Consider the following 22,809-nt stretch of genomic DNA (forward strand, 5'->3'; position numbering starts at 1 on the left):
TGTGTTAGTGCGTTTATAGATGGAGCCATTATGTCACTCAGTCGCCGTCAGTTTATTCAGGCATCGGGGATCGCCCTTTGTGCAGGCGCGGTTCCGCTGAGGGCAAACGCCGCCGGGCAGCAGCAGCCGCTGCCCATTCCGCCGTTACTGGAATCCCGCCGCGGGCAGCCGCTGTTTCTGACGCTACAGCGCGCCCACTGGTCGTTCACTCAGGGTACCCGGGCTTCGGTCTGGGGCATCAACGGGCGCTATCTCGGCCCGACGGTGCGCGTCTGGAGCGGCGATGACGTCAAACTGATCTACAGCAACCGCCTGGCGGAGAACGTCGCCATGACCATCAGCGGGATGCAGGTGCCGGGCCCGCTGCTGGGCGGTGCGCCGCGCATGATGTCCGCAAGCGCCGACTGGGCACCGGTTCTGCCGGTCCGCCAACGCGCCGCGACCCTCTGGTATCACGCCAACACCCCGAACCGCACCGCGCAGCAGGTCTACAACGGTCTGGCCGGGATGTGGCTGATAGAGGATGAGGTCAGTAAATCCCTGCCGATCCCGAACCACTACGGGGTGGATGACTTCCCGCTCATCATTCAGGACAAGCGGCTGGATAATTTCGGTACGCCGGAGTACAGCGAGCCGGGCAGCGGCGGTTTTGTGGGTGATACGCTGCTGGTCAACGGCGCGCAAAGCCCCTATGTCGAGGTGTCACGCGGCTGGGTACGCCTGCGTCTGCTGAATGCCTCCAACTCGCGTCGCTATCAACTGCAGATGAGCGATGGCCGCGCGCTGCACGTGATTGCCGGGGATCAGGGCTTTTTACCGGCTCCGGTGTCGGTTAAACAGCTGGCGCTGGCGCCGGGCGAGCGACGCGAAATCCTGGTGGATATGACCAACGGCGAAGAGGTGTCGATCACCTGTGGCGAGGCGGCGGGCATCGTTGATCGTCTGCGCGGTTTCTTTGAGCCGTCGAGCATTCTGGTCTCGACGCTGGTGTTAACCCTGCGTCCAACCGGTCTGCTGCCGCTGGTGACCGATACCCTGCCGATGCGCCTGCTGCCGGAGGAGATCCTGAGCGGTACGCCGGTGCGCAGCCGGGATATCAGCCTTGGCGACGACCCGGGCATTAACGGCCAGCTGTGGGATGTGAACCGCATCGATATTACCGCCCAGCAGGGCTCCTGGGAGCGCTGGACGGTGCGCGCCGACAGGCCGCAGTCGTTCCATATCGAAGGGGTGAGTTTCCTGATCCGCAACGTCAACGGCGCCATGCCGTTCCCGGAAGACAGAGGCTGGAAGGATACCGTCTGGGTCGACGGGCAGGTGGAACTGCTGGTCTATTATGGGCAGCCTTCCTGGCCGCACTTCCCGTTCCTGTTCCACAGCCAGACGCTGGAGATGGCGGATCGCGGCTCGGTGGGGCAAATGTTAATCAATCCGGCACCGTAAAACGTGCCGGGTGGCGGCTTCGCCTTACCCGACCTACAGGCCGTAGGCCCGGTAAGCGAAGCGCCACCGGGCATTAACATCCCCCGCACAATACTCCTTCATTTCCCACAATGATCCAGCGTATAATCCCGCTCCTTTTGTCTATTTTTTCTTCGGAAGCATTATGAGCGCAATTTCCCTGATCCAGCCGGATCGTGACCTCTTCTCCTGGCCGCAGTACTGGGCGGCCTGCTTTGGACCGGCGCCTTTCCTGCCGATGTCTCGTGAAGAGATGGACCAACTTGGCTGGGACAGCTGCGACATTATCCTGGTGACGGGTGACGCTTACGTCGATCACCCGAGCTTTGGTATGGCGATCTGCGGTCGCATGCTCGAAGCCCAGGGCTTCCGCGTCGGGATCATTGCCCAGCCTGACTGGAACAGCAAAGATGATTTTATGCGCCTCGGTAAGCCGAACCTCTTCTTCGGCGTTACCGCGGGCAACATGGACTCGATGATCAACCGCTACACCGCCGACCGCAAGCTGCGTCACGACGACGCCTACACCGCGGATAACGTGGCGGGCAAGCGTCCGGATCGCGCAACCCTCGTCTATACCCAGCGCTGCAAAGAGGCCTGGAAAGATGTGCCGGTCATTCTGGGTGGCATCGAAGCGAGCCTGCGTCGTACCGCGCACTACGACTACTGGTCTGATACCGTACGCCGTTCGGTGCTGGTGGACTCCAAAGCCGACATGCTGATCTTCGGCAACGGCGAGCGTCCGCTGGTGGAAGTGGCGCACCGTCTGGCGCAGGGCGAACCGGTGGGCGACATCCGCGACGTGCGTAACACCGCGATCATGGTGAAAGAGGCGCTGCCGGGCTGGAAAGGGGTGGATTCCCGTATCATCGATATGCCGGGCAAAATCGACCCGATCCCGCATCCGTACGGCGAAGATCTGCCCTGTGCGGATAATAAGCCGGTTGCGCCGAAGAAAGCCGAAGCAAAAGCTATCGTGGTGCAGCCGCCGCGTCCGAAGCCGTGGGAAAAGACCTACGTGCTGCTGCCATCCTTTGAGAAGGTAAAAAGTGACAAGGTGCTCTACGCGCATGCGTCCCGTATTCTGCACCATGAAACCAACCCGGGCTGTGCCCGTGCGCTGATGCAAAAGCACGGTGAGCGCTACATCTGGATTAACCCGCCGGCAATCCCACTCTCTACCGAAGAGATGGACAGCGTGTTTGCGCTGCCGTACAAACGCGTGCCGCACCCGGCATACGGCAACGCCCGTATCCCGGCGTATGAGATGATCCGCTTCTCGATCAACATTATGCGTGGCTGCTTCGGGGGCTGCTCTTTCTGTTCGATCACCGAGCATGAAGGGCGCATTATTCAGAGCCGCTCTGAAGACTCCATCGTCAACGAGATCGAAGCCATTCGCGACACGGTACCGGGCTTTACCGGCGTCATCTCCGATCTGGGTGGCCCAACCGCCAACATGTACATGCTGCGCTGTAAGTCGCCGCGCGCGGAGCAAACCTGCCGTCGTCTCTCCTGTGTCTATCCGAGCATTTGCGAACATATGGACACTAACCACGAACCGACGATCAACCTCTACCGTCGTGCCCGCGATCTGAAAGGCATCAAGAAGATCCTCATCGCTTCCGGGGTGCGTTATGACATCGCCGTGGAAGATCCGCGCTACATCAAAGAGCTGGCGACCCACCACGTGGGCGGCTACCTGAAGATCGCCCCGGAGCATACCGAAGAGGGGCCGCTGTCGAAGATGATGAAGCCGGGGATGGGGAGCTACGACCGCTTTAAAGAGCTTTTCGATACCTATTCGAAGCAGGCCGGGAAAGAGCAGTATCTGATCCCATACTTTATCTCCGCGCACCCGGGCACGCGTGATGAAGACATGGTGAACCTGGCTCTGTGGCTGAAGCAGCGTCGCTTCCGTCTGGATCAGGTGCAGAACTTCTATCCGTCGCCGCTGGCGAACTCAACCACCATGTATTACACCGGCAAGAACCCGCTGAGTAAGATTGGCTATAAGAGTGAAGATGTGGTGGTGCCGAAGGGGGACAAACAGCGTCGCCTGCATAAAGCCCTGCTGCGTTATCACGATCCGAAAAACTGGCCGCTGATCCGCCAGGCGCTGGAAGAGATGGGCAAAAAGCACCTGATTGGCTCACGCCGCGACTGTCTGGTGCCTGCGCCAACGGTTGAAGAGATGCGCGAAGCGCGCCGCCAGAACCGCAATACACGTCCGGCCCTGACCAAGCACACGCCAATTGTGCATCAGCGTTCGAACGGTGGGGCGAGCACGAAGAAGAGTGTAAAACGTAAGAGCGGTTAAACCGCATTGCCCGGTGGCGCTGCGCTTACCGGGCCTACGCTCTGACATGTAGGCCGGGTAAGGCGAAGCCGCCACCCGGCTTTTTACTAACCACCAAACTGGTCCGGATCCGGGCCTAAACGCTTGCCTTTATCCAGCTTCGCAATTTCACCCAGTTCATCTTTATCCAGGCGGAAATCCCACACGTTGAAGTTCTCAGCGATGCGCGACGGGGTGACCGATTTCGGGATCACCACCAGACCGCAGTCCAGATGCCAGCGAATGACAATCTGTGCCGGGGTTTTGCCGTACTTATCGGCCAGGTCGCGGATAATTTTCTGATCGAATACCCCTTCGCCGCCCTGGGCCAGCGGGCTCCAGGATTCGGTCTGGATCTTGTGGGTCGCATTCCAGGCATGCAGCTGGCGCTGCTGCATCAGCGGGTGCAGTTCAATCTGGTTGATCACCGGGGCGACGCCCGTCTCATCAATCAGCCGTTGCAGATGGTGAACCTGGAAGTTACAGACCCCGATGCTTTTTATCAGCCCGGCTTTTTGCAGCTCAATCATCCCCTTCCAGGCATCGACGTAATGGTCGATAGCCGGAACCGGCCAGTGCATCAGATAGAGATCGACGAAATCGAGTTGCAGCTTGTCCAGGCTCTCCTGCAGGGCTTCTGCCGGACGCTTCTGGTCGTCGTTCCATAGCTTGGTAGTAATGAACAGCTCTTCGCGGGGTACGCCAGCGCTGGCAAGGGCTTTGCCGACGCCCTCCTCATTTTTGTAGGCGGCAGCGGTATCAATGGAGCGATAGCCGACTTCCAGTGCTTTATGAATGGCGGAGACGACCTCGTCGTTACCGGCTTTCCATACGCCGAGCCCCAACTGGGGCATTACGTTGCCATCCTGAAGCTTGATTACGGTTTGGTTTGCCATTTTTCCTCCTTCATTGGACATCCACCAGGAGTGATCCCCTGGTGGCGTATGTGCATTAAGCCTGGCCTAAATGCCGAAAAACGGAAGGCAATCGCATAAAATCAGTTAGCGAGCGGCCTCGTAAATACGGCGGCTTACATCGAGAGTAATGTCATGATGTTCCCCGATTTGCGTCATGCCGTGCTCCTCGAGTTTTGCCAGCAGGGCAGGGATGGAACTGCCGTCCAGACCGTAGCCGGAGAGACGCGTCGGAACACCCAGCTGCTCGAAGAAGTTGCGGGTGGCTGCGATAGCCGCATCGATACGCTCATCTTCAGAACCGGCAGTAATACCCCAGACGCGCTCAGCGTACTGCAGCAGCTTGCCACGTTTGGTGTCGCGTTTTTCATTCCACAGCGCAGGCAGAACCACGGCCAGGGTCTGGGCATGATCGAGGCCGTGCATCGCCGTCAGCTCGTGGCCCAGCATGTGGGTTGCCCAGTCCTGTGGCACGCCTGCGCCAATCAGGCCGTTCAGCGCCTGAGTCGCAGCCCACATCACGTTGGCGCGCACTTCGTAGTTCTCTGGCTCTTTCAGCGCCACCGGGCCATCTTCGATCAGGGTCAGCAGAATGCCCTCGGCGAAACGATCCTGAATTTTGGCGTTTACCGGGTAAGTAACGTACTGCTCAACGGTGTGGACAAAGGCATCCACCACGCCGTTCGCCACCTGACGCGGCGGCAGAGTGTAGGTGTAGACCGGATCCAGCACCGCAAACACCGGCTGCACGTGCTCGTTCATAAAGGCCTGCTTGTCGCCGGTGGTTTTACGGGAGATCACCGCGCCTTTATTGGACTCGGAGCCGGTCGCTGGCAGGGTCAGTACGGAGCCCATCGGAATGGCGCTCTTGATGTCGCTGCCGCCGGTTTGCAGGATGTGCCACGGGTCGATGGTTTCATCGTAATGGGCCGCCGCGGCAATGAACTTGGTGCCGTCCAGCACCGAACCGCCGCCCACCGCCAGCAGGAAGGTGATCTGCTCGTCACGGGCGATTTTCACCGCCTTCATCAGCGTTTCGTAAGAGGGGTTTGGCTCAATGCCGCTGAACTCACGCACATCCATGCCTTCCAGCGCGGAGTAAACCTGATCCAGGACGCCATTCTTCTTCACGCTACCGCCGCCATAGGTAATCAGGACGCGGGCGTTGGCCGGGATCTGCTCGCGCAGATCGGCGATGGCGCCTTTACCAAACAGGATGCGGGTTGGGGTATGCAGATTAAAATTGTTCATTGTTCGTTCCCTTTGGTGGGTGAAAAAACAGGGCGGCACAGAGGGCTGCCTGATGGTGCTCATTGTGGCGAGCGTACGCGCTCCTCTCAATGCACATTCCTGCCGTTGTCTTGCCCATTTCTACACAGTGCTGGAGAAAACGGGAAAAAATGCGCACACTGCAGGCGTCGGAAAACGTACCCGGAGTGAGAGAAGATGAAACGTGAAGCGGTCTGCCTGCAGCTAACGGAACAAATTAAGAAACTGAAAGATAATGAAAATTATCTTGATACGCTGCTGCCGGATGTTCGCCTGCTGTACGGGACTCAGCCCTACGCCCGCACGCCGGTGATGTATCAGCCGGGTATCATTTTTCTCTTTTCTGGCCACAAAATTGGCTATATCAATGAGCGGGTATTTCGTTATGACCCCAACGAATATCTGCTCCTGACAGTACCTTTACCCTTTGAATGTGAAACTTTCGCGACAGAGGCGGTGCCGCTGGCAGGTATTCGCTTAAATATCGATATCCTGCAACTGCAGGAGCTGCTGATGGACATTGGCGAAGACGAACTGTTTCGCCCGTCGATGGCGGCGAGCGGCATCAACTCCGCCACGCTGACGGATGAGATCCTCTGCGCCATTGAACGTCTGCTGGACGTGATGGAGCGGCCGCTGGACGCGCGGATTCTGGGTAAGCAGATCGTGCGCGAGATCCTCTACCACATCCTGCTGGGGCCGGGCGGCGGGGCGCTGCTGGCGTTGGTCAGTCGTCAGACTCACTTCAGCCTGATTGGACGGGTACTGAAACGCATCGAGAGCCAGTACACCGAAAACCTGAGCGTGGATCAGCTGGCGGCGGAGGCCAACATGAGCGTCTCGGCGTTCCACCATAACTTTAAGTCGGTAACCAGCACCTCGCCGCTGCAGTATCTCAAGAGCTACCGCCTGCATAAGGCGCGAATGATGATGATCCACGACGGCATGAAAGCGAGCGCCGCCGCGCTGCGGGTAGGCTATGAAAGCGCCTCGCAGTTCAGCCGGGAGTTCAAGCGCTACTTTGGCGTGACGCCGGGGGAAGATGCGGCGCGGATGCGGATGATGCAGGGGATGTGATTGACATGTAGGCCGGGCAAACGCAGTGCCGCCCGGCGCTTTTCCCCGGAGGCGTTACGCTTACCGGGGCTACAACGACAGCAGCGCCTCAGGCGTTGCAGTACTTCTTACGGATCACCACTACAATCGTTCCCACCAGCCCTGCGACCAGCAGGAAAATCGGCAGGATCATCAGGAAGGTCATGACCTGATCTTCGTGGCGTTTAACGAACGGGATCATGCTCAGGGCATAGCCAAAGGTAGTCACTACACCGACCCACAGCAGCGCGCTCAGCCAGTTAAAGAACTGGAAGCGGCGGTTAGAGAGCCCGGAGATGCCAGCCATGGTTGGCAGCAGCGTACGCACAAAGGCCAGAAAACGCCCGACCAGCAGCGCCAGCAGGCCGTGACGATCGAACATGCAGTTCGCCCGCTGATGGTATTTATGCGGCAGCTGTGCCAGCCAGCTTTTGACCACCCGCGTATTGCCGAGCCAGCGGCCCTGCAAATAGCTGAGCCAGCAGCCCAGGCTGGCGGCTGAAGTAAGGATCACCATCGTGGGGGTAAAGTCCATGACCCCTTTACCGATTAACGCCCCTGCTAACAGCAGCAGGCTATCCCCCGGTAAAAAGGAGGCGGGCAGTAACCCATTTTCCAGAAACAGCGTGGCGAACATAACGAAATAGACAATCCCAACCACGTGCGGATCCGCCAGTGCTGCAAAGTCGTGTTGCCAGAGTGCAGCGATAATATCTTGAATAACAGCCATGGGCTTTCCTGTGGAACAGCATATATAAAGCTATTGTACTCCCTATTTCGTCGGCGGGCTTTGATCGCAGACGCAACAAATCAGACTTTTCTGCACTTAACGTGGAGAAAAGTGTCCGCGGAGTGTGTTTGTAGCCCTGCGCTATTCGATACGCGCAAACCCGGCCTCTAAATCGGCGATCAAATCGTCGACGTTTTCCAGGCCGATATGCAGGCGGATCAGGGTGCCGGTAAAGTCCACTTTGCCGCCCGGACGCAGGGCCGCAATCTGCTCTGGCTGGTTCGGCAGGATCAGCGACTCAAAGCCGCCCCAGGAGTAGGCCATGCTGAACAGCGAGAAGTTATCCAGGTAAGCGGCAAGTTCGTCATTGCTCAGGCGTTTATTAAGCACGAATGAGAACAGGCCACTGCTGCCCGTGAAGTCACGTTGCCAGAATTCATGCCCGACGCTGCCCGGCAGTGCCGGATGGTTAACCCGCGCCACCTGGGGATGCTGCGCCAGCCACTGCGCAACCTGCACGCTGCTTTCATGATGTTGACGCAGACGCACACCGAGGGTGCGCAAGCCGCGGCTGGTCATATAGGCGGTGTCGGCATCCACCATCTGGCCCATCAGATAGGCGTTCTCACGCAGCTGCTCCCAGCAGCGGGCGTTGGAAACCGCGGTACCAATCATGCCGTCAGAGTGGCCAATCAGGTACTTCGTCGCCGCCTGAATCGAGATGTCGATACCAAAGTCGAGCGCCTTGAACAGCACTCCCGCCGCCCAGGTGTTATCAATCATGATGATAGCCTCCGGCGCTTTGCTGCGTACCGCCTGCACAATGGCTGGCACATCATGCACTTCCATAGTGATAGAGCCGGGTGATTCGAGGAACACAATCCGGGTGTTGGGCTGGATCAGATCGGCGATGTTCGCGCCAATCTGCGGATCGAACCAGTCGGTAGTGACCCCCAGCTTGCTGAGGATTTTGGTGCAGAAGTCCTGGCTTGGCTCGTAGGCGGTGTTGGTCATCAGGATATGGTCGCCCTGCTCAACGAAGGCCAGAATGGTATTGGCCACCGCCGCGGCACCGCAGGGGAAGAGTGCACAGCCCACGCCGCCCTCCAGCTCGCACATCGCTTCCTGTAACGAGAAATGGGTCAGCGTGCCGCGACGCCCGTAAAACAGTTCACCGTTGGCCCGGTTACGGGTGGCGTGCTTTTTCGCCTCCACGGTATCAAACACCAGCGACGAGGCGCGCTGGATGACGCTGTTCACGGAACCAAGGGTATATTTTTTACTGCGTCCCGCCTGGACAAGGGTGGTATCAAGATGCTTCTCTTTCATGTCTGCGCAACCTGTTTTTATACGTCTGGACGTCCACACTACCACGAAAGTAAAAATGGTCACGTTAGCGGTAGTGGGTTCAGCGGAAAATTTTTTAAAATTTGTTTCCGGGAAATTTTTCCTGCGTAAGCGCAAGGAAAATGAAACGAATTTACGGCACTATGTAAATACTAATGAGAACTACTATCAATTCGACGTTGTTTTGATATTATTATGCTCAGATTTTGTGATTTGCGTCCTGGAGATACCGAGTGGGTAATAATTTGATGCAGACGGACCTCTCCGTCTGGGGTATGTATCATCATGCCGACATCGTGGTGAAGATTGTCATGATCGGCCTGATTCTGGCGTCTGTCGTCACCTGGGCTATTTTCTTTAGCAAGAGCGTAGAGCTTCTTTCCCATAAACGTCGCCTTAAGCGCGAGCAGCAGCAGCTGGCCGAAGCCCGCACCCTGAATCAGGCGAGCGACATGGCCGCCTCTTTCCAGGCGAAGAGCCTGACCACCCTGTTAATCAACGAAGCGCAGAACGAGCTCGAACTTTCTGCAGGTAGTGAAGACAACGAAGGGATTAAAGAGCGTACTGGTTTCCGCCTTGAGCGTCGCGTTGCGGCCGTTGGCCGTCATATGGGACGGGGTAACGGTTACCTGGCGACCATCGGCGCGATTTCGCCGTTCGTCGGTCTGTTCGGTACTGTCTGGGGCATCATGAACAGCTTCATCGGCATCGCCCAGACGCAAACTACTAACCTTGCGGTTGTGGCGCCCGGCATCGCCGAAGCACTGCTGGCAACGGCCATTGGTCTGGTGGCAGCAATCCCGGCAGTCGTTATTTATAACGTCTTCGCCCGTATGATTGGCAGCTACAAAGCGACCCTCGGCGACGTAGCCGCCCAGGTTCTGCTGCTGCAAAGCCGCGATCTGGATCTCAGCGCCAGCTCGGCTAAGCCGATTCGTTCTGCTCAGAAATTTCACGTAGGTTGATTCGTCATGGCAATGCGTCTTAATGAAAATCTGGACGATAACGGCGAAATGCACGAAATCAACGTGACGCCGTTTATCGACGTTATGTTGGTTCTGCTGATTATCTTCATGGTGGCGGCGCCGCTGGCGACCGTAGACGTGAAGGTGAATCTGCCTGCGTCATCCAGTCAGCCGCAGCCGCGCCCGGAAAAACCGATTTATCTCTCTGTCAAAGCCGATAAATCTATGTTCCTCGGCAACGATCCGGTGACCGATGAGTCGGTGATCCCGGCGCTGAACGCCCTGACCGAAGGCAAGAAAGACACTACCGTCTTCTTCCGGGCTGACAAGACCGTCGACTACGAAACCATGATGAAGGTAATGGACACGCTGCACCAGGCGGGTTACCTGAAAATTGGTTTAGTCGGCGAAGAGAAAGCGGCGGCGAAATAAAGAGAAACGGCAACCCACGGGTTGCCGTTTTTGTATTTGCCGGATGGCGCCTGCATGCGAAACGTAGGCCGGGTAAGGCGAAGCCGCCACCCGGCACTGCACCATCAGCCTAAATGTTCCCCACCGCATACGCCGTGCACTTCTGCCGTCACGTAGCTGGACTCCTGACTTGCCAGATAGACATAGACCGGCGCCAGCTCTGCAGGCTGCCCTGCACGTTTCATCGGCGTCTGCTGACCAAACTGCGGGAGCTTCTCCTGAGGCTGACCGCCGGAGACTTGCAGCGCCGTCCAGATAGGACCAGGGGCTACCACGTTGACGCGCACGCCGGTCTCTGCCACCTGTTTCGCCAGCCCGCGGCTGAAGTTGAGGATAGCCGCTTTAGTGGAAGCATAGTCCAGCAGGTGTGGGCTCGGCTGATAGGCCTGAATTGAGGAGGTGGTGATAATGCTCGACCCAGCGGGCAGCAGTGGCAGCGCCTCCTGGGTAATCCAGAACAGGGCCAGCACGTTCACGGCATAGGTCTGCTTAAACTGCTCGGTGGTGATATCGGCAATCTTTTCCACCGCCACCTGCTTACCGGCTACCAGCGCCAGCACATCCAGCCCACCCAGCTCCTGATGGGCTTTATGTACCAGCGAGCGGGCAAACTGTTCATCGCTCAGATCGCCAGGGATCAGCACCGCTTTGCGCCCGGCCTCTTCAATAAGCTGCTTAACCTGCTGGGCATCCTCTTCTTCGTCGGGCAGATAGTTAATGGCGACGTCTGCTCCTTCACGCGCGTAAGCGATGGCGGCAGCGCGTCCAATCCCGGAATCGCCCCCTGTCACCAGTGCCTTACGATCCTGTAGTCTGCCGCTGCCTTTATAGCTCTTTTCGCCGCAGTCCGGCACCGGGTCCATCTTGCTCTGCAGCCCCGGTACAGGCTGTTTCTGCTTGGGATATTCGCCGGTGTAGTACTGGGTTGTCGGATCCTGAATTTTGCTCTGAGAGTTTGCCATAGGTGTTCTCCGTGAGTGGTTAATCAGACTTTAAGCTTAGGAGAATCAACTGGGCTGTGAGGATTATTCAGGATAATCCTTAAAAAAAATGGGCTGCGGAGAAACAGGCGAGACGGCAGGATTCGGCGAGAGGTTACGGCTTTTGCGGTGGGATGTCCGCTTTGGCGGCCAGCACCTCTTCATTCAGCGCAACGGTGGTCACGCTGGTGGTGCGATAGCCTTCATCAGCCAGCTTACGGGTGACGCGCAGGGTCGCGGTTTCACGTGCCAGGATATATTGATAATTGGTTTCCAGGCGCGCCAGTATTTTTTCTTTTAAATCCGGGCGCTGTTGCATAATGGCATTTATTGTCGCGCCGTAGATCTCTTCTTTTACCTGCAACGGATAAATTTCACGACGATTCTGCCATTTCAGACGCACCAGCCCGGCCGGAATGGAGAGCAGATCTTTAGCAATTCTTTGTATTTCAGCGTTTTTAATCTCTTTAAGCGCGGCAAGGTTTTGCTCTAAGATAAATTCATCGCTTTTTTTGTCATCTAAAGCCAAATAAACGTTGTTGTTATCAACATCCTTCACGTTATTCATCCTCTAGCGTATAAAACACAGGCGTGTTTTTTTCGCAGGTAATAAGATTCAACCAGATTTCATTACCGGCTTCGTTAATCTCATCGGTTTTTTCCGCCAATATTTGACTTAGTGCCTGGGCATCTATTTCCCCCTCCGCCTGCAAATCATTCAACAGCCGGGCGAACACCTCGATTTTAACTACCCGAAATAAGCGGTCTTTAATATGCCGATCGTGCTCTTCAAGCAACATATTGCGAGAGTTACCGGTACGGGTAACGCCAATTAATATATCTGGCGCATAATCAGCGAGTGTTCTTTTCCCCTTAGTGAAATTGGCATTGCTTTCTGCTTCTGGCGGTTTTGGTTCCACGGAAGACATGTGAAACTTGGCCGGAACCAGATTGTCGGGCAACATTTTATATTTCCTTTAATTTCAACGGGGTAGGGTTGTCTGGAGTGTGAGATTCGTTGACAATAACATGAGGCAAATTTAAAATCAAAAAAAATGGAGCCTGCCTATATGAACAGCATTTTTTATACTGTCATTACTTTGTTATTGCTTACCGCCGTGGTTCTTTTATTGATGCGCGAGTTCAATAAAAGTAGCGATGTGGGAAGCACGCACGTCCCGCCTCAGCCGGAACGGATGTCAAAAGAAGAGGGCGAAGACCATTTTTCAGTGTTAATGAATGCGATTACGCCGGTTTGGTACTGGCGCGTTAATCATGAATATATTGATTTCCTCCATGCCACAATTAAACGAATGAATATGGTGGAAATAAATAGCATTCCTGACCTGTTTGAGGCGCAGCGCCGTTGCAGCGATCTTAACTCGGCGGTCTACAAATATTACGACAATATCAAGAAGCGCTGCCTGAACGGCGAAAAAGTGCCGCACACCGATCTGGAGGTGATGAACCTGCGCCAGTGTTTTCGCGAGTTCAGCCTGGAGGCGTATCCATCGCTGGTGGAGCTGGTGTGGCCTGAGTATCAGCGCCCGGTGGTAAAGCCTGAGCAAGTGTAGGGGATCTGTTGTTTAGTTGTTGCAAACAATTTGGGCCATTGCGATATACTGCACCCTGGTTTCGTTTGCAGACAGGACTCTATGGAACGCTTTTTTGAAAACGCAATGTATGCCTCCCGCTGGTTGTTAGCCCCGGTCTATTTTGGCCTCTCGCTGGCGCTGGTGGCGCTCTGTATTAAATTCTTTCAGGAAATTTTTCACGTTCTGCCGCATATTTTCAGCATCGCTGAATCCGACCTGATCCTGCTGTTGCTGTCGCTGGTGGATATGACGCTGGTGGGCGGCCTGCTGGTAATGGTGATGTTTTCTGGCTACGAAAATTTCGTCTCGCAGCTGGATATCTCCGCGGATAAAGAGAAGCTGAGCTGGCTTGGCAAAATGGATGCGTCGTCGCTGAAAAACAAAGTGGCAGCCTCGATTGTGGCGATCTCTTCCATTCACCTGCTGCGGGTGTTTATGGATGCCAAAAATATCCCGGACAACAAGATGATGTGGTACGTGATAATCCACCTCACGTTTGTGCTGTCGGCATTTGTGATGGGGTATCTGGACAAGCTGAGCCGCAAGTAAGACAAAACGCCTGATGACGCTGCACTTATCAGGCCTACGGGGATCCTGTAGGTCGGGTAAGCGCAGCGCCACCCGACCCTTTTTCCTGAAACTACTTATCCGAAGAGGCCTGCCACAGATTCAGCTGCCCGTCGGCCACATGCTGATCAATCCGCTGCAACTCCTCTTCGCTAAAGTGCAGGTTATTCAGCGCCTGCACGTTCTCCTCCAGCTGCTCTGTCCGGCTGGCGCCAATCAGTACCGAGGTGACACGCTCATCTTTTAGCAGCCAGCTCAGCGCCATCTGCGCCATCGTCTGTCCGCGCGCCTGGGCCATCTCATTGAGCAAACGCAGGCTGTTCAGGTTGGCTTCGGTCAGCATGTTCTCCGTCAGGCCGCGTGCCTTTTTGCCCTCACGCTGCATGCGGGAGCCGTCAGGGATGCCGTTCAGGTATTTTCCGGTCAGCAGCCCCTGGGCCAGCGGCGTAAAGGCGATGCAGCCGGTGCCGTTAGCGGCCAGGGTATCCAGTAAGCCGCTCTTGTCCACCCAGCGGTTAAGCAGGTTGTAAGAGGGCTGATGAATAAGCAGCGGGATTTTCCACTCGCGCAGCAGCTCTGCCATTTTCTGGGTCCGCTCCGGTGAATAGGAGGAAATGCCGACGTACAGCGCTTTCCCGCTCTGCACCGCCTGCGCCAGCGCAGAGGCGGTCTCCTCCATTGGCGTGTTTTCATCGACACGGTGCGAATAGAAGATATCCACGTACTCCAGCCCCATCCGCTTGAGGCTTTGATCGAGGCTGGCGAGCAGATACTTGCGTGAGCCGCCCGCACCGTAAGGCCCCGGCCACATGTCATAGCCCGCTTTGGTGGAGATAATCAGTTCGTCGCGATAAGCTGCGAAATCGTCGCGCAGCAGGCGGCCAAAATTTTCCTCCGCGCTGCCCGGCGGTGGGCCATAGTTATTGGCGAGATCGAAATGGGTGATGCCGCAATCGAAGGCTTTTCGCAGCAGGGCGCGCTGTGAGTCGAGGGCGTGGACGTGGCCGAAGCTGTGCCACTGGCCGAGTGACAGGGCGGGTAAGCGCAGGCCGCTTTTACCGCAGTAACGGTACTGCATCGTCTCGTAGCGGTCAGGGGAGGCGTTCCAGGGCATGATGTCTCCTTTCTTAGTGATTGATTTTCGAAACAGCGTTTCTATTCTAACCTTAGTTCGTTCACAATTCATGGAGATATGCGATGACGCGTATGACCGCCAAAGACTTTCCTCAGGAATTGCTCGACTACTACGACTATTACGCTCACGGCAAAATCAACAAACGTGAGTTCCTCAATCTGGCTGCCCGCTATGCGGTTGGCGGCGTTACGGCGCTGGCGCTGTTCAATATGCTTAAGCCTAATTACGCCCTCGCGGAGCAGGTGAAGTTCACCGATCCCGACATCCTGCCCGAATACATCACCTATCCCTCGCCGGACGGCCATGGTCAGGTGCGCGGCTATCTGGTGAAACCGGCCAAAGCCACCGGCAAAGTGCCGGCGGTGGTGGTGGTGCATGAAAACCGCGGCCTCAATCCCTACATTGAGGATGTGGCGCGTCGGGTGGCCAAAGCGGGCTACATCGCCCTGGCACCGGATGGCTTAAGTTCGGTGGGCGGTTACCCCGGCAACGATGAGGAGGGGAAAATCCTGCAGCAGAAGGTCGATCCGACGAAGCTGATGAACGACTTCTTTGCCGCCATCGGGTTTATGCAAAGACATCCGGATGCGACGGGCAAGGTGGGGATCACCGGCTTTTGCTACGGCGGCGGAGTGTCTAATGCCGCTGCAGTCGCCTGGCCAGAGCTGGCCTGCGCGGTCCCTTTTTATGGCCGTCAGCCACCAGCGGCGGACGTCGCCAAAATTAAGGCGCCGCTGCTGCTGCATTACGCCGAGCACGACAAGAATGTTAACGAGGGGTGGCCTGCTTATGAGGCCGCGCTTAAAGCTAACGGTAAGGTGTATGAAGCCTGGATCTATCCTGGTGTAAATCACGGATTCCACAACGATTCTACCCCGCGTTACGACGAACCTGCTGCCGAATTAGCGTGGAAAAGAACCCTGGGATGGTTTGAGAAATATTTGAGTTAAGAAAATACCCGGCAGCCTGAGGCTGCCGGGTAGGCGTGGTCATCAGAAGCTGTAGCTCATACCTGCCTGAACACTAGCGTCGTTATCGACATCGCCTGTGCCATAGTAAATGCCGGTATTCAGCGAGAAGTTGTGCGCGATAGTGGCATTCACGCCCGCACCAAACATTCCCATGCTGTTGTTATGACCTTCGGTGTTGTGATAATCCGCCGCCTGGATATCGGTATCATCGCTGAACTCTTTCTGCACGCGGGCATCCAGCCATGGCATGATCTGCACGTTTTTGTTCAGATCGGTCAGGGTGGTGGTCAGACGCAGACCCGCGCCGCCGTTCCAGGAGGAGACCTGGCTGTCAGCAAAGGTCACTTCTCTATCGGAGAAGCCGTTAGCTTTGGTCTGATCCCAGCCGAGGATGGCGTACGGTTGCAGCACGGTTTCGCCCGGCAGCATCACGTTCACCCCGGTACGAGCCTGAGCCATATACAGGCTACCGTCTGTGGAGCCGTGCAGCGCTTCGGTCATTCCGCTGGTGTCGCCAGTGACGTTATGGGCGGAGAGGGAGTAGCGCATATCGCCATAGCTGAAGCTGGCGTCGGCGAACATGCCCCACTGACGACCGTTCAGCGCCTGCTGCCAGCCGCCGTACAGGCTGTAGTAATTGCCATAGACGGTGTCCTTGAAGCTGTCCGGGCCGTTGGCGGTATCTTCAACGCGGCTGCGGGTCCAGGCCAGCGCCACGCCTCCGGTTACGCTGTCCCCGTTAGCGAGGTATGCCGTCCAGTCAACGCCGCCCTGTGCGCCCTGAGTGATGCTCTTGTAATCCACATCGTTGCTGAAGTTACCGTTCTGATAGAGGAAATCACCCCACAGCTGGGCCCCTTCCTGCTGTTCACCCGTCAGGCCAGCAAAGTGCAGGCGATCCAGGTGGCTGGTGATGTCATCGGTAACCTGATGGCCTGCCTGTTCGGCCGCATCCAGACCGGCGACTAACCCCTGGACATCGCTGGCCAGTGCGCCACGTGAGCTGCTAAAGACAATATTCCAGTTCTGGCTACTATCGGCGGTGAGCAAGCCCTGCGGCGCAGTATCAGCGGCCACAATGCTCAGGTCATTGTTGTAGTTATAGGCTGCGCTGCGGTTTTCAACCTGCTGCTGACCGTTGCTGAAGGTCGCATTGGCGGCCGTTTGCGGCGTGGTGGTTGCCGTAGACGTGGTAAAGGTCCCCAGCACAATATTTTGCTGATTGATCGCCGAAGAGGTGATGTTATTGACCACTACGGCGTTACGGGAGCCGGTGATCTGGCCGAAGTTGACCCGGCTGTCGGTGCTCATGTTCACTACGGCATTACTACCGGTAGTGTCGGCGGTCAGGGTGGAGCCGTTTTGCAGACTCCATGTGGTGGAATCGTTAATGGTGTCGAGGCTGATGCTGTTGTCGCTGGTGGTATTTACGGTTTCAAACTGATTAATTTGCCCGGAAATAGAGCTGCCCGCATCCATCGACAGGGTATCGTTGCCGTCCCCGCCGGTGACATTACCGGTGACGTGAGAATCATTCACCAGCACCACGGTGTCATTACCTGTGCCGGTCGTAATATTGCCGTCAACGTTAGCACCGTTTTGCAGGGTGATAGTGGTATCGCCGCTGTTCTGGCTGGCGTTCAGGTCGCCATTAATGGTGCTGTTATCCACCAGAACGGTATTGGTGGAGTTACCGCCCAGCGTAACATTGCCATTTACGACGCTGTTATTGGTGAACGACAGGTTGGTCTGGCCTTTTTCATTAATCACGCCAATGTCGCCGGTCACGGTGCTGTTGTTCAGCGCCAGCGTATCCTGCGTGGTACCGTACATTGCCACGGCCAGGTCGCCAAAGGCATCAACATTGATATCCTGGAAAGGTTTGTACTGGCTCAGCGTCTCTACAATGGTATCGAACTTTTGCGCCACCTGGCTGTTAGTGGCATCCACGATGGCGTTAGTCAGGGTAAGGGAGGTATCGGATTTGTCGCTGCCGACATAGATGCCGCCATTGTCCATGATGCTGTCGCTCATGGCGATGGTTTGGGTGCCCTGGCCAGCGCTGATAATACTGCCATGCAGCGCGCTGCCGTTGCTGATATTTACGTCGTGGTACCCTGCATCGAGCGGATCGAGATAGATGGCAGCGCCCATCATATAATCTTTGTCTCGCTGATAGGTCCCGTCGCTGTTCTGGCCGTTCAGGGTGGAGTCATTGACGTTGATCGTTGTATTGGTGGTTTTTAATGTAGAACCGACCTCGATCATATCCACTTTGGCATTGTCGGTGACGTTAATATTCACGGTACCGCCATTGCTTCCCTGAATATAATAACCTGACATGTCAGTGCCGGTAACGGTTAAGGTCTGCGTATCTCCTGATTTACGGTGGCCATCCATATAAATGTTGGTTGCCGTTTCATTCGCCATAACGGCATCAGTGACGCCTGGATCCTGATAGAAATTGCCATCTTCATATTCTGTCAGACCGCAGGTCTGGGTGGTGTCACCATTTTGGCAAGGCGTGGCAGGGGTCTGGCCTGCCTGAGCTGCAAAGGAGGCAAGTGACAGTAATACACACTGCGACAATAAAGTTCTTTTCATTGAAATACGCATTTTTCATCTCTTATAACCGGATCAAAGTGAACTCTTTTTAAACCAGATATGCGTAATTAAGAACTTTCTCAGGCAAAAAGGGTGTAATGAAATTTTAAATTATATCAAGTCATTAAGTGACCATTTTAATAAAAACAAATGATTGATTTTATTAAATACATCCATATCGTGAATGTTACAGTTTTATTAACGTACAAAAAGTAAGTCTTTTTTCGACGCGAAGGGAAGATTCTTCGTTAAGCAGGAAAAGTGGACTAATCCTTTAGGATTATGAGGGTAATGAATGGAGAGTGTGATTTACATTTGTAAATTGTATGAAAACTAATAACACGTTATTTGGAGGGGCTTTTCCCCAAGCGTAATTATCCTTTTCCGGTCCGGTAAACCGAAATGAAAAGTTTTATAAAAATAACCAGGAAAAGGTATTGCTTCGCCTTTTCTTGCCGATAACGAGGGTAATACTCGCCTCCGGGCGAAATCTCCCTCAGGCAAGGAAAGAGTTATGCGTATATTTCGTAATCTTACAATCCGGTTCGTCATGCTGACGATTCTGGGTATCTTCTGTTTAATGTGGGCGGGCGTGGGGCTGTATGGCTCATGAGCGCTCTCCCGCGTGGCGGATGGCAATGAGGTCGATCGTCAGCTGGTCAGGCAGATGACGGTGCTCAGCCAGGGCAACGATCAATATTTCCGTTTTGTCACTCGGCTGAGCCGGGCGATGGAGACGCAGGCGGCAGGCGGCAAGGCCGATTTTGCGGCTGTGCAGCAGGCGCTGGATACCATGAGCAACAGGCTCGACGAGTTGAAAGCCATGTCGCCGGGGCCAATGGATGCCGACGTCTCCGCCCGGGTGATCGCCAACTGGCAGGCGTTGCTGGATAATGGCGTTAAGCCCCAGATGCAGCTGGCCCAGCAGGGTAACCTTGGGGGCTATCGCCAGCAGGCGAATAATGTTACCCCGCCGCTAAGCCGCGCCTTTGGCGAGAGCGCCGGACAGTTCAATAAAGCCGCCGACACCATTCTTGACCGCACCCGGGTAACGGTGGATAGCTTCACCAGCATCACCCGCACGGTGATGATTACCGCGACGATAATCGGCCTGTTGATCCTGCTGTTCGCCGACCGTTATCTGGTTGCCATGCTGGTGAAACCCCTTGAGCAGCTCCGCCACCATTTCCGCCTGATTGCGCAGGGGGATCTTAGCCAGCCGATCGCGCCTTTTGGCCGTAACTGTGTGGGCCAGCTGGTGCCGCTGCTGACGGCGATGCAGGACAGCCTGCGCGAGGCGGTGAGCACCATCCGCAACGGCAGCGAGAACATCTGGCGCGGGGCGACGGAGATCTCCAGCGGAAATAACGATCTCTCGTCGCGTACCGAAGAGCAGGCAGCGGCGCTGGAAGAGACCGCCGCCAGCATGGAGCAGCTTACCGCCACGGTGAAGCTCAACGCGGATAATGCCCGTCAGGCCAGCGAGCTGGCGGATGTCGCCTCGGTCAGCGCCAGCCGCGGCGGCGCACTGGTGGAAAATGTGGTCAGTACCATGACCGGGATCTCCATCAGTTCGAAGAAAATTGCGGAGATCACCAGCGTCATCAACAGCATCGCCTTCCAGACCAATATTCTGGCCCTCAACGCGGCGGTGGAAGCGGCGCGGGCGGGCGAGCAGGGGCGTGGCTTTGCGGTGGTGGCCGGTGAGGTGCGGAATCTCGCCAGCCGCAGCGCGAACGCGGCAAAAGAGATCGAGGGGTTAATCGCTGACTCCGTCTCCCGCGTGGAGGAGGGGTCCAAACTGGTGACCGAGACCGGCACCACCATGGAGGCGGTGCTGCGCGACATTACTGGCGTCACCACCATCATGAAGCAGATTGCCAGCGCCTCGGAAGAGCAGAGCAAAGGCATTTCGCAGGTTGGGGTGGCGATCACCCAGATGGACGGCGTGACCCAGCAGAACGCCTCGCTGGTGGAGCAGGTATCGGCGGCGGCTTCCGCACTGGAGCGCCAGACCGAAGAGCTGCAACGCTCGGTGCAGAAGTTCCGTCTGGCAGACTAACGCCGGGCAAGCTGCGCGTCGCTGATCAATTGCGTCACCTGCGACAGGTGACCAATTTTCACTTCGCTGGAGCGCTGAAACTTGCTTTTGTCGATCAGCAGCAGCGACTGGCTGGCGCGGCCCAGCAGCTGCGACTTAAACCCGGCGCTGTGCGGGGTGGGATCCCACATCACACCCTGCTCATCCACCCCTTCACACGAGAAGATAAACAGGTCAATCTCCAGCGATTTCAGCAGCGTCACCAGGGCCGGATTCACATAGCAGCGGTATTTGCGCTCCAGCGTCCCGCCCGAGCAGATCAGGGTGATGCGCTCGCGCTTCGCCATCTCATGGCAGATGGGCAAGCTGTTGGTAAAGACCGTCAGGGCGATATCCGGCAGCTGCCGCGCCAGGTGAAAGCAGGTTGAGCTGGCATCCAGGGCCAGCGTCATGCCTTCGCTGACCCAGTCCAGCGCGTGACGGGCGATATCGGCTTTATCCGCGTAGTGGCTTTTCAGCCGCGCGCCAAAGGGCTCGCCGCCGTCGCGGTGATCCGGGTGGATCGCCCGGGCCCGCCCATGATGGCGCACGATCTTTCCCTGCTGCTGCAGCTGCTTCAGATCGCGACGAATCGTCTCTTTGCTGACATTAAGGTCTGCGGCCAGCGCCTCTGTCGTCAGCCAGTCGGAGGCCGACAGCAGGCGGATAAGATCCTGATGACGGGTGCTTTTCATGGTTCTGTTCCGTTACGGGTGAAGGCGAGCGGTGTCTGGCCAATCGCCACGCCGTTTTTGCCGGTGTGCTTAATCTGGTACATCGACCGGTCGGCACGGCGCAGGGCGTTGACGAAATCATCCTGCTCCAGTACGTCGTCAATCCCCACCGAGGCGCCGACCTGCGCCTGACCGTTATCCAGCTCGAACGGCGTCAGCGCTGCCTGCAGACAACGGTGGGCGGTGCTGCTCACCAGCACACTGGAAAGCGGGAAAGGCAGCAGCAGCACGAACTCATCACCACCCAGACGACCAACAACGGCCTCCGGCGGGCAGGCATCGCGCAGGCGCTGGCTGAGCTGGATCAGCAGCTCATTGCCGCTGCGATGACCGAAGGTGTCGTTCACCGTTTTAAAATCATCGAGATCGATAAAGGCGATGCAGAGCGGCCCCTGGGCCTTAAGCTGGGCGAAGTGCTTAAGCAATGCGTGGCGGTTGGCAAGGCCAGTGAGCGGATCGTGATTAGCCAGCTGGGCCAGCTGCTCTTCGTACTGCTTCTCTTTGGTCATGTCGATATGGGTACCGGTCACCTTCAGGGGATTGCCGTTTTCATCCCAGTCCGTCACCCGCCCGCGGTCCAGCACCCAGGTGACGGTGCCGTTTTTGTGCTGCATGCGGTGCAGCGCTTCATAGAAGGGGGTTTTGCCGTGCAGGTGATCGTAGAAGGCATCCAGTACGTTCTGTTTGTCATCCGGATGCAGATGCTCACGCCAGATCTCAAACTGCGCGCTCAGCTCCTTGGGCTGATAGCCCAGCATAGCGCCCCAGCGGCGGTTATAGATAATCAGCTTCCCGGTAGGAACATCGAGCTGCCATAAACAGAGACCCGTCCCGTCGAGCGCAGCACTGAGCTTGTTTCGGGCGTCACGCGCCAGCCTGGCAAGCCGGGCATTGTGCTTTTTGAGATTCTGAATCTGTTGTTTAAGCGCCTTTTCTGACATGCGAATAATCTGAAGAAAGAAATTATTGATGCCAGTTTACGGGATGGAAGTAAATATACGGTTAAAAAAAGAAAGGGATTTGTGTTAAGGCTTATATTGACGATCTTATAAGCAGCCATGAAATAAGAAATGAGGGGGCTGATAAAGCCAGGTGGAATAATCACCTGGCATTTTTTATTAGCGGGTTGCTTCGCCGACCAGGCCGCCCGCTCCCGCGCCGAGAGCGGCGCCTTTGAGAACGCTATTACCGGTTACAGCGGCTGCACCAGCGCCTACAGCGGCACCAATGACGCCACCCTTACGGGCAGCTTTGCCTTTCTCACCGTTCTTAAACATCGCCCCGGTACCCGCCCCAACCACCGCGCCGCCGACGGTGGATTTTACGCTTTTCCCGGCTACTGCGCCGATGGTCGCGCCCACCAGCGCCCCGGTAGCGGTTTTATCTGCCGCCAGGCTGGAAGCAGAGCAGAGCAGCGCGCCGATCATTAGCGTGATTTTCATGGTTTTCATGACAATTCCCTTATAAATGTGCAGTGAGACATTGCGGGGAATACTGCCAGCTGTACGGATTGACGGGTAGGCCAATAATGCCGTGGTGGAGAAACTCGTCTT

20 protein-coding genes and 1 pseudogene are annotated in these 22,809 nt (G+C 56.4%); 9 read left to right on the top strand and 12 right to left on the bottom strand.

The annotated features are described in order from the left end of the window. The first annotated feature begins 30 nt into the window (after window positions 1–30). Together ftsP and DVA43_RS22125 are read left to right on the top strand one after the other, a co-directional pair. Window positions 31–1,443 carry a cell division protein FtsP gene (ftsP, locus tag DVA43_RS22120; RefSeq protein WP_103822863.1) on the top strand — a complete coding sequence of 471 codons (1,413 nt, stop codon included), beginning with the start codon at window positions 31–33 and terminating at the stop codon, window positions 1,441–1,443. Between the two features lie 163 nt (window positions 1,444–1,606). Beyond that, the gene (locus DVA43_RS22125; protein WP_114316787.1) at window positions 1,607–3,781 is read left to right on the top strand and encodes a YgiQ family radical SAM protein; all 2,175 of its coding nucleotides are present in this window, start codon (window positions 1,607–1,609) and stop codon (window positions 3,779–3,781) included. 86 nt (window positions 3,782–3,867) lie between these two features. On the opposite strand, the gene dkgA is transcribed toward DVA43_RS22125, so the two are convergent. Further along, window positions 3,868–4,695, bottom strand: coding sequence for a 2,5-didehydrogluconate reductase DkgA (gene dkgA, locus DVA43_RS22130; protein WP_103822861.1), 828 nt, complete (start codon window positions 4,693–4,695; stop codon window positions 3,868–3,870). 105 nt (window positions 4,696–4,800) lie between these two features. Continuing rightward, a complete protein-coding gene (yqhD, locus tag DVA43_RS22135) occupies window positions 4,801–5,964 on the bottom strand; it encodes an alcohol dehydrogenase (RefSeq protein ID WP_114316788.1) in 1,164 nt (387 codons plus the stop codon). 195 nt (window positions 5,965–6,159) lie between these two features. Here yqhD and DVA43_RS22140 point away from each other — a divergent pair, with 195 nt between their 5' ends. Then, window positions 6,160–7,059, top strand: coding sequence for an AraC family transcriptional regulator (locus tag DVA43_RS22140; RefSeq protein ID WP_103822859.1), 900 nt, complete (start codon window positions 6,160–6,162; stop codon window positions 7,057–7,059). An 88-nt stretch (window positions 7,060–7,147) separates the two neighbouring features. On the opposite strand, the gene yghB is transcribed toward DVA43_RS22140, so the two are convergent. Beyond that, window positions 7,148–7,807, bottom strand: a complete 660-nt coding sequence (gene yghB, locus DVA43_RS22145) for a DedA family general envelope maintenance protein YghB (RefSeq protein ID WP_103176962.1) — start codon at window positions 7,805–7,807, stop codon at window positions 7,148–7,150. Between the two features lie 141 nt (window positions 7,808–7,948). After that, window positions 7,949–9,136: a cystathionine beta-lyase gene (gene metC / locus DVA43_RS22150; RefSeq protein WP_114316789.1), complete on the bottom strand. Its 1,188-nt coding sequence runs from the start codon at window positions 9,134–9,136 to the stop codon at window positions 7,949–7,951. 251 nt (window positions 9,137–9,387) lie between these two features. Between metC and exbB the strand changes: the two genes are divergently transcribed. Together exbB and exbD are read left to right on the top strand one after the other, a co-directional pair. After that, entirely contained in the window at window positions 9,388–10,119 is a 732-nt protein-coding gene (exbB, locus tag DVA43_RS22160; protein ID WP_103176960.1) for a tol-pal system-associated acyl-CoA thioesterase, read from the top strand. Between the two features lie 6 nt (window positions 10,120–10,125). Further along, entirely contained in the window at window positions 10,126–10,551 is a 426-nt protein-coding gene (gene exbD, locus DVA43_RS22165) for a TonB system transport protein ExbD (RefSeq protein ID WP_114316790.1), read from the top strand. A 104-nt stretch (window positions 10,552–10,655) separates the two neighbouring features. On the opposite strand, the gene DVA43_RS22170 is transcribed toward exbD, so the two are convergent. From DVA43_RS22170 to DVA43_RS22180, 3 genes are all read right to left on the bottom strand, one after another. Next, window positions 10,656–11,552, bottom strand: a complete 897-nt coding sequence (locus DVA43_RS22170; RefSeq protein ID WP_103822857.1) for an SDR family oxidoreductase — start codon at window positions 11,550–11,552, stop codon at window positions 10,656–10,658. A 133-nt stretch (window positions 11,553–11,685) separates the two neighbouring features. Further along, window positions 11,686–12,138, bottom strand: coding sequence for a cytoplasmic protein (locus tag DVA43_RS22175; protein WP_103176957.1), 453 nt, complete (start codon window positions 12,136–12,138; stop codon window positions 11,686–11,688). Further along, a complete protein-coding gene (locus tag DVA43_RS22180) occupies window positions 12,131–12,535 on the bottom strand; it encodes a hypothetical protein (RefSeq protein ID WP_103822856.1) in 405 nt (134 codons plus the stop codon). Before DVA43_RS22180 ends, DVA43_RS22175 begins: the two co-directional genes overlap by 8 nt. A gap of 105 nt (window positions 12,536–12,640) precedes the next feature. On the opposite strand from DVA43_RS22180, the gene DVA43_RS22185 reads away from it, so the two are divergent. Beyond that, entirely contained in the window at window positions 12,641–13,144 is a 504-nt protein-coding gene (locus DVA43_RS22185; RefSeq protein WP_114316791.1) for an ESA_00282 family adhesion-associated protein, read from the top strand. Between the two features lie 81 nt (window positions 13,145–13,225). Further along, window positions 13,226–13,714 carry a TIGR00645 family protein gene (locus tag DVA43_RS22190; protein WP_103176954.1) on the top strand — a complete coding sequence of 163 codons (489 nt, stop codon included), beginning with the start codon at window positions 13,226–13,228 and terminating at the stop codon, window positions 13,712–13,714. A 91-nt stretch (window positions 13,715–13,805) separates the two neighbouring features. Here DVA43_RS22190 and DVA43_RS22195 read toward each other — a convergent pair whose 3' ends face one another. Further along, window positions 13,806–14,846, bottom strand: a complete 1,041-nt coding sequence (locus DVA43_RS22195) for an aldo/keto reductase (protein WP_114316792.1) — start codon at window positions 14,844–14,846, stop codon at window positions 13,806–13,808. Window positions 14,847–14,929: 83 nt separating this feature from the next. Between DVA43_RS22195 and yghX the strand changes: the two genes are divergently transcribed. After that, complete coding sequence (gene yghX / locus DVA43_RS22200) at window positions 14,930–15,817, top strand: YghX family hydrolase (protein ID WP_114316793.1); 888 nt, start codon at window positions 14,930–14,932, stop codon at window positions 15,815–15,817. A 42-nt stretch (window positions 15,818–15,859) separates the two neighbouring features. On the opposite strand, the gene DVA43_RS22205 is transcribed toward yghX, so the two are convergent. Next, a complete protein-coding gene (locus DVA43_RS22205) occupies window positions 15,860–18,442 on the bottom strand; it encodes an autotransporter outer membrane beta-barrel domain-containing protein (protein ID WP_246842250.1) in 2,583 nt (860 codons plus the stop codon). Between the two features lie 514 nt (window positions 18,443–18,956). Here DVA43_RS22205 and DVA43_RS22210 point away from each other — a divergent pair. Then, window positions 18,957–20,504, top strand: a pseudogene (locus DVA43_RS22210) (methyl-accepting chemotaxis protein). Here DVA43_RS22210 and fucR read toward each other — a convergent pair. The 3 genes from fucR to DVA43_RS22225 all read right to left on the bottom strand — a co-directional run bounded on the left by fucR (window position 20,501) and on the right by DVA43_RS22225 (window position 22,707). After that, window positions 20,501–21,217, bottom strand: coding sequence for an L-fucose operon activator (gene fucR, locus DVA43_RS22215; protein WP_114316795.1), 717 nt, complete (start codon window positions 21,215–21,217; stop codon window positions 20,501–20,503). The pseudogene DVA43_RS22210 and the gene fucR overlap by 4 nt on opposite strands. Then, window positions 21,214–22,197, bottom strand: a complete 984-nt coding sequence (locus tag DVA43_RS22220) for a sensor domain-containing diguanylate cyclase (protein ID WP_114316796.1) — start codon at window positions 22,195–22,197, stop codon at window positions 21,214–21,216. Before DVA43_RS22220 ends, fucR begins: the two co-directional genes overlap by 4 nt. Window positions 22,198–22,374: 177 nt before the next feature. Beyond that, a complete protein-coding gene (locus DVA43_RS22225; RefSeq protein ID WP_114316797.1) occupies window positions 22,375–22,707 on the bottom strand; it encodes a glycine zipper family protein in 333 nt (110 codons plus the stop codon). Window positions 22,708–22,809 lie beyond the last annotated feature (102 nt).

The organism is Leclercia sp. W6, from assembly GCF_003336345.1.
Classification (GTDB): Bacteria; Pseudomonadota; Gammaproteobacteria; order Enterobacterales; family Enterobacteriaceae; genus Enterobacter.